At 50.8% G+C, this 7,729-nt stretch carries 1 protein-coding gene; it reads left to right on the top strand.

What is annotated here, in order from left to right; all coding sequences use genetic code 11:
• The first annotated feature begins 7 nt into the window (after positions 1–7).
• The gene (locus BLS15_RS16575; protein ID WP_028532856.1) at positions 8–7,717 is read left to right on the top strand and encodes a non-ribosomal peptide synthetase; all 7,710 of its coding nucleotides are present in this window, start codon (positions 8–10) and stop codon (positions 7,715–7,717) included.
• The last annotated feature ends 12 nt before the right edge of the window (positions 7,718–7,729 follow it).

Here is a 7,729-nt window from a genome sequence, read left to right as displayed (position 1 = left end):
GACTGGTGTGAGTGTAGTTGATATTAAAGATATTTATGAATTGACTCCCATGCAGGAAGGGATCTTGTACCACTATGTACTCGGTGAGGACCCGGAGGCTTATGTCGAGCAGGTCAGCCTAACTATCGAGGGGGAATTGAACCCTGCTCTGTTCGAGGAAAGTCTCAACCTGCTGATTGAGCGGCATGACGCGCTTAGAACCTTGTTCGTATATAAGGAAGCGGACCGGCCTTTGCAGGTTGTTGTCCATAAGCGAACGACGAGCATCGAGTACATAGACGTCTCCGATGCGACGGATAACTGCAAAGCACAATCTGTGCAGACTTATATTAGAAGCAATAGGAAACGAGGCTTCGACCTCGAGAAAGATGTACTCATCCGCCTTGCGATTATCAAGCTAGAGGAAAGCAAGCATCAATTGATCGTCAGCTATCACCATATCATTATGGATGGCTGGAGCCTCAGCCTGGTCGGAAAGGAACTGTTCGGCATTTATTTATCGCTAGCCGGATGCACACCGCTCACGTTGGATCCTGTATTCCCATATGGCGACTACCTGATGTGGCTGGAGGAACAGGATAAAGAGAAGGCGATCGCGTACTGGACGAGCTATCTGGACGGATATGAGCAGCAAGCCTCTGTTCCTGTCAGCAGCTTTTCGGAAACGACGCAGTCGTTTAGCTACATCCAGACTGAATTCAAGCTGAGCCGGGGATTCACCGCAGAATTAGAGGCACTGGCCGCAGCACACTCGGTCACGATGAGTACGGTCGTTCATACAATCTGGGGAATCCTGCTCCAGAAGTATAACAACACCGACGATGTTGTGTTTGGTTCCGTCGTGTCCGGCAGGCCGCCTGAAATTACAGGTATTGAGCAGATGATCGGCCTATTCATTAATACGGTTCCGCTGCGTGTAACGAGCGCAGCGGGCAAGTCAGTCGGCGATCTGCTCCGGGAAGTGAACGAGTCGATGCTGGAAGTGAACAACTTCAACTATCTCTCGTTGGCTGATATTGCGGGCATGTCGGCTTTGAAGAACCATCTGATCGACCATATTCTCGTGTTCGAGAATTACCCGATGGATGGGGATACGATTGACCCAAAGCACGGTCTTCGCATTACGGCGTCCGATATGAACCAGCATTCGAATTATCATTTTGACGTGACCGTCTTCCCGCACCCGGAGCTGACGTTCCTCATTACATATAACGAGGCCGTCTATGAATCTTCCTTTATTCACCAGATGCAAGGCCACATTACGATGATTGCATCGCGATTGATCGCCATGCCAGCGTCAGATCTAACCACACTTAGTATTCTTACCGACGAGGAAAAGCAAACCATTCTGTACGATTTCAATCAGACGGGTAAGCCATACGATTGGAGTCGGACGCTATTCCAACGGTTCGAATCATTCGCGGAACAAGATCCGGGGCGCACCGCGCTTCTATTTAATGGACAGAGGATCACCTACGAGCATCTCAACGGAAGAGCGAATCAGCTGGCGCGGTTTCTTGTCAATCGTGGTGTTCAGAAGGGGGATTACGTCCATGTACTAATGGAGCGCTCACCGCTTATGGTCGAATGTATTCTGGCAATTTGGAAGGCTGGTGCGGCCTATATTCCGATGGATGTAAAGCATCCGACCGATCGGAATGCGGATGTTATCGCCGATGCGCAGCCGAGACTCATTCTATCGCTATCGGTGTATGAAAACCTCCCTTACGACGAGCGCCTTGTGAAAGTGGACGAGCATGAAGATGCGATAGGCAGGGAGCCTCAGCATAATATGAACCTTGATATCCATATCCAGGACGTCGCTTACGCACTGTTTACTTCCGGCTCAACCGGCAAGCCGAAAGGCGTTGTGATTGAGCATTTGGGAATGCTCAATCACATTTTGGCAGAAGCCGATTTTCTGGGGCTGACAGAGGATTTCGTATTTGCGCAAAATGCGAATCAATGCTTCGACATCTCCGTATGGCAGTTGTTCGGCGCACTTGCTCTTGGCGGTACGACAGCAATCTACCCAGATGAGGTAGTGATGCGACCGGCCGAATTTCTTGACCAGTTGAAGGCGGACGGAGTCACGCTGCTGGAGGTCGTGCCGTCTTATTTAACAGTCCTTTTGGACCTGATCGAACAACGGTCGATTCACCTGCCACGCCTTGGCCATCTGTTTATTACAGGAGAGCCGGCCACCCCTTCGCTTGTACGAAGATGGTACACACTTTGCCCGGACATCCCGATGGTGAACGCGTACGGGCCGGCCGAAGCTTCGGACGACATTGCCCAGCTGCTTATAGATCCTGCAACAGCAGAGACGATGGATACGGTGCCAATCGGCAAACCACTAGCCAACATTCGTATCTATATCGTCGATCGGCATATGAACAGTTGTCCGGTAGGCGTTCAGGGCGAAATATGCGTTGCAGGCTTAGCAGTCGGCCGAGGGTATTTGAACAACCAGGCGAAGACAGAGGAGCAGTTCATGGACGATCCCTTTATGCTGGGAGAAGGAACGCGGCTTTATAAGACGGGGGATTTGGGGAAGTGGAATGCCGATGGAAGCATTGAATTTTGTGGCAGAAAGGACTTTCAGGTCAAAATTCGCGGCTTCCGGATTGAGCTGAGTGAAATCGAGAGCCGCTTGACCTCCCATAATAAGGTGAAAGAAACGGCCGTTTTGGCTTGGGAGGAGCATAACGAAGCCAAATTTCTGTGCGCTTACTTTACATCGGATGATAGCTTGACGGCACAAGAGCTGAATCAATTCATGGGCGAGTATGTTCCTGATTATATGATTCCGGCGCATTTCATCCAGCTGGATGAAATGCCGCTAAATTCGAACGGTAAGGTCGATCGGAAGCGGCTCCAGAAGCCGGAGCATGGCTCGCAAGAGGACTTTGCCATACCGGCCACCGATACCGAGCGGCTACTAGTTTCCATCTGGCAAGACGTACTGGGAGCGAAGCAGCAAATCAGCATCCGCCACAATTTCTATCAGCTGGGTGGCCACTCACTTAAAGCGATGGTCATCGTATCCCGGATTTACAACGAGTTGAATGTAGAGTTGGGTGTCAAGGAGTTGTTCGCGAATCCGACTATTGCACAGCTCGCCCAATACATCGACGCGTGCGCCAAGGGTTACCATGCACTAATTCCGCCTGCCCCAAAGAGCGACTATTATGCGCTGAGTGCAGCGCAAAGACGGATGTATATCTTGCACGAGCTGGAGACAAGCGACAGCGTTGCATACAATATGCCTGGAGTCTACCAGATTCAAGGTATGCTGGGCATTGAGCGTCTGGAACAAGCTATTCTGGCTATGGTGAACCGACATGAAATATTACGAACGAGCTTCGTAGCGCTCGACGGAGAGCCTGTTCAGTTGGTTCATGAGCAAATCGAGTTCGTGATGCGCTGCAATGAACTCACAGCTTCAAAATATAGTAATCTCGATGATGCGGTGGCATCTTTCATTCGCCCGTTCGACCTGGCCGAGGCACCCTTATTTCGGATCGAAATCGTAAAGGTTGCAGACGGCGACCATATGTTGCTGTTCGATATGCACCATATTATCTCAGATGGACTGTCGGGACAGGTGTTTCTAGAGGAGCTGATCCAGCTGTATGAAGGCCATGAATTGCCCCTCCCAGCTATACAATACAAGGATTATGCAGTTTGGCATAATAAACGGCATATGAGCGGCGATTTATTGACACAGGAGCAATACTGGCTGGAGCAGTTGAATGGAGAGCTCCCGGTTCTCGATTTGCCGCTCGATTACAGAAGGCCTGCCGAGCAAAACTTCGAAGGCAGAACGATTCGGTTTCAGGCTGAAGCAGGCTTGGCAGAGCGAATACGCCAGATAGCCGCACGTGCGAACACGACACCCTTCTCTGTTCTTTTTGGAGTCTTCTCAATTCTGCTGTCGAGATATTCGGGGCAAGAGGACACGATTGTCGGCTCTCCGGTATCGGGCCGAGGCAAGCAGGAACTTCAATCGATGCTCGGCATGTTTGCTAATACGGTGGCGATTCGCGTTTATCCCGACGGCAAAAAGACTTTCGTCGGATTTCTGGATGAAGTGGCCGAAGCGATCCGTGGAGCGGTCGCGAACGAGGAGTATCCATTTGAGCGGCTGGTCGAGCAGCTGAATGTGCCGCGGGATGCAAGCCGCAATCCGGTGTTTGACGTTATGTTCAGCATGTTCGAGCAGGATGAAGAGCAGTTCCGCTTGGGTGATGCGGTCGTTACCTCTTATCCGTTCGAGCAGCGATCAGCCAAATTCGATTTGATGATGGACGCCTTCTTTAGCGAGGATAGTTTTTTCTTCGAGCTGCAATATTGCACAGCGTTGTTCAAGGATGCAACGGCACAACGGATGGCGGAGCATTATATGCGTATTTTGCAGGAGGTTTGTGCAGAACCGGATATGATGATTGCCGGAATCAACATGCTGTCGGCGACAGAAACCGCGCAAATTGTAAACGAATTTAATGCTACTGATGCGATATATGACCTCAGCAAGACCGTTCACGAACGGTTCGAGGCGCATGCGGCACGTTCGCCTGACCGCCCCGCGCTGCTGTATAAGGACGAAGCGATCTCGTACATGGAGCTCAATCAACGCGCTAACAGGATTGCCCGTTGCTTAAGAAAGAGGGGACTGGGCATGGAGGACGTGGCTGCCGTGTTGCTGGACCGTTCACCTGCTTTCGTTGAATGCGTACTCGGCATATGGAAGAGCCAAGGCGCCTACGTGCCGATGGATATCGGCCATGGTGTTAAGCGGAAGGTCGGGGTGCTGATGGACTCCGGTGCGAAGGTGCTAATTACAATGTCCGCTTACCTGTCACCAGAGGTTGAGCGTGAATTCAATGGACATATTATGTGCCTTGATCTCCTTGCGGCAGAGCTGAAGGAGGAACAGACGGATAACCTGCAATTACCGGGTGATATTCACGGTCTCGCCTATATTCTATTCACCTCTGGCTCCACAGGCAAGCCAAAAGGGGTCATGATCGAGCATCTCGGGATGCTCAACCATATTCTTGCTGAAGCAGAAGCGCTGCAGTTGGGCCCTGAGTTAGTGTTTGCGCAGAATGCAAACCAATGCTTCGACATCTCTGTCTGGCAGCTGTTCGGGCCACTTGCCTTGGGCGGACAAACGGCGATTTATCCGAATGAACTTGTGTTGGAAATCGCTGCTTTCACTAAAAGGCTGATTCGTGACAAGGTTCGTCTTCTTGAGGTTGTCCCGACATATTTGGAGCATCTAATGGACTATCTCGAGAATGAAGGCCTCCTTCTTCCAAGCTTGCAGTATCTGATGATTACAGGCGAAACGGTTAAACCTGCAACGGCGGAGCGCTGGTTCAGGCTGTGTCCAGGCATCCCGATGGTCAATGCCTATGGTCCGGCTGAAGCGGCTGATGACGTAAGCCAATTGGTAATAGAGTGGCTACCAGATGGTACCTTGTCTGTGCCGATTGGAAAACCGATCGCTAATATGAAACTGTATATTGTAGATCGCAACATGCGGCTGTGCCCGGTCGGTGTGTTCGGTGAAATCGCCGTATCTGGCTTAGGCGTCGGTCGTGGGTACATTCATGATCCAATTCGGACGATGGCAGCGTTCATTGACAATCCATTCATGAGGGGTACCCGGCTATACAAGACGGGAGATATAGGCCGCTGGCTTCCAGACGGAAATATCGAGTTCTCGGGAAGAACCGACTTCCAGGTGAAAATAAGAGGTTACCGCATCGAGCTACAAGAGATTGAAGCGGTGATTTTGTCCGAAGTCGGTGTTCGGGAGACTGTCGTTGTGGCTAAAGGCGATCAAGCGGGAGATAAGCGGCTGTGTGCCTACCTGGTCACCATGCAGCCCTTCAGCCTGCCGGCACTCAAAGAACGGCTTCAATCTGAGCTGCCGGATTATATGATACCAGCCCATTATATCCAGCTTGATAAGATGCCGTTGCTTGAGAACGGGAAGATTAGTCGGTCAGGTTTACCGGAACCAGACTTCCAAGCTGTAGGCGACACGGACTATACTGCTCCGCGCAATGAGGTGGAGGAATTGCTCGTCGGCGTCTTCGGAGACGTACTGGGCGCAGATGAGTTTGGGATCGAGCATCACTTCTTTGAGCACGGCGGTGATTCCATCAAGGCCATTCAAATCGCCTCAAAGCTTGGCAGCATGGGGTATACAATGAAGGTGAAGGACTTGTTCCAGAACCCGCAGATCAGCAAGCTGGCCAAACATGTCAAGCGGAGCAAAAGGGTTATCGATCAGAGGATGGTCGAGGGGAAAGCCGAGCTAACGCCGATTCAGCGCTGGTTCTTCGATAGCCGTTTTACCTCGATGCATCACTGGAATCAAGCCGTTGTTCTGTACAGCCAGAACGGGTTTGAGGAAGAGGCATTAAGGAAGGCATGGCAGGCGATTGTCACTCATCATGACGCGCTGCGTATGACCTTCCAGATCGAGCAGGACACGGTCATGTCTTACAATGAAGGCATAGCAGGAGATGGGTTCGTACTGTCGGTGTTTGACTTCCAAGGAGCGGCGAAAACTGCTCTTCTGATTGACGAGAAGATTAATCAGATTCAACAGAGCATCGATCTTACGCAAGGGCCGCTTATCCGAATTGGCCTGTTCAAGACGGATCTTGGCGATCACCTGGCCATTATCATTCATCATTTGGTTATTGACGGCGTCTCCTGGAGGATTTTATTCGAGGATCTGAACGAGAGCTATCGGCGGGCTCTGAACGGAGAGATGATCGTGCTTCCGGATAAGACAGACTCGTACTTGAATTGGTCACATGCGCTCAAGGTGTATGCGCAGAGTAAGGCGCTATTGGCGGAGGAGGCGTATTGGAGGCGGATTGAAGCCTCGGCAGTTCAACCACTGCCGAAGAATTTTACCAGTACCGACCTTATAGTCAGGTATAATCGCCAGGTGAAATGGTCACTGTCGCCAGAAGCGACGCATCAATTACTGACCGTTGTCAATAAAGCCTACAACACGGAGATTAACGATATTTTGCTAATCGGATTGGGCATGGCCGTACGGAGATGGACCGGGCACGATCAGGTGCTGGTATGCCTGGAGGGGCACGGCAGAGAAGAGATTTTATCGGATATGAATATTGGCCGTACAGTTGGCTGGTTTACGACAATGTATCCGGTCATTCTGGATATGCGAAGAAACGACGATTATGCCTACCAGTTGAAAAACGTCAAAGAAACGCTGAGGCAGGTACCAAATAAGGGCATCGGTTATGGAATCCTCCGCTACTTGACCCCCGAGTCAAGCCGGAGTGGGATTGCATTTAAGCTTGAACCGGAAATCAAGTTCAACTACCTGGGGCAGTTCGATAACGATATTAATACCGAGGCGTTCCAAGCCTCTTCGATCTCGCAAGGACGTACGGTCAGCCTGGAATCGGAAAGAGAAATTGCTCTCAACATCGGCGGTATTGTGGAGGATGGCATACTGACAATCTTTATTGATTACAATACGCAAGAGTTTGAAGAAGCGACCATTGTCTCCTTTGGCTCCATGTATAAGGAAAGCCTGAACCTCATGATCGCACACTGCGCAGAGAAAGAAACGAGCGAGGTGACACCTTCGGACGTAGGTGCGAAGGATCTGTCCATTGATGAATTGGATGCCATTCTATCCTTGTATGAAGGCTAATAGAGAGGGGGG

It is taken from the genome of Paenibacillus sp. cl6col, assembly GCF_900102125.1.
Lineage (GTDB): Bacteria > Bacillota > Bacilli > Paenibacillales > Paenibacillaceae > Paenibacillus_B > Paenibacillus_B suaedae.
This window is presented reverse-complemented; position numbering and strand designations above follow the sequence as displayed.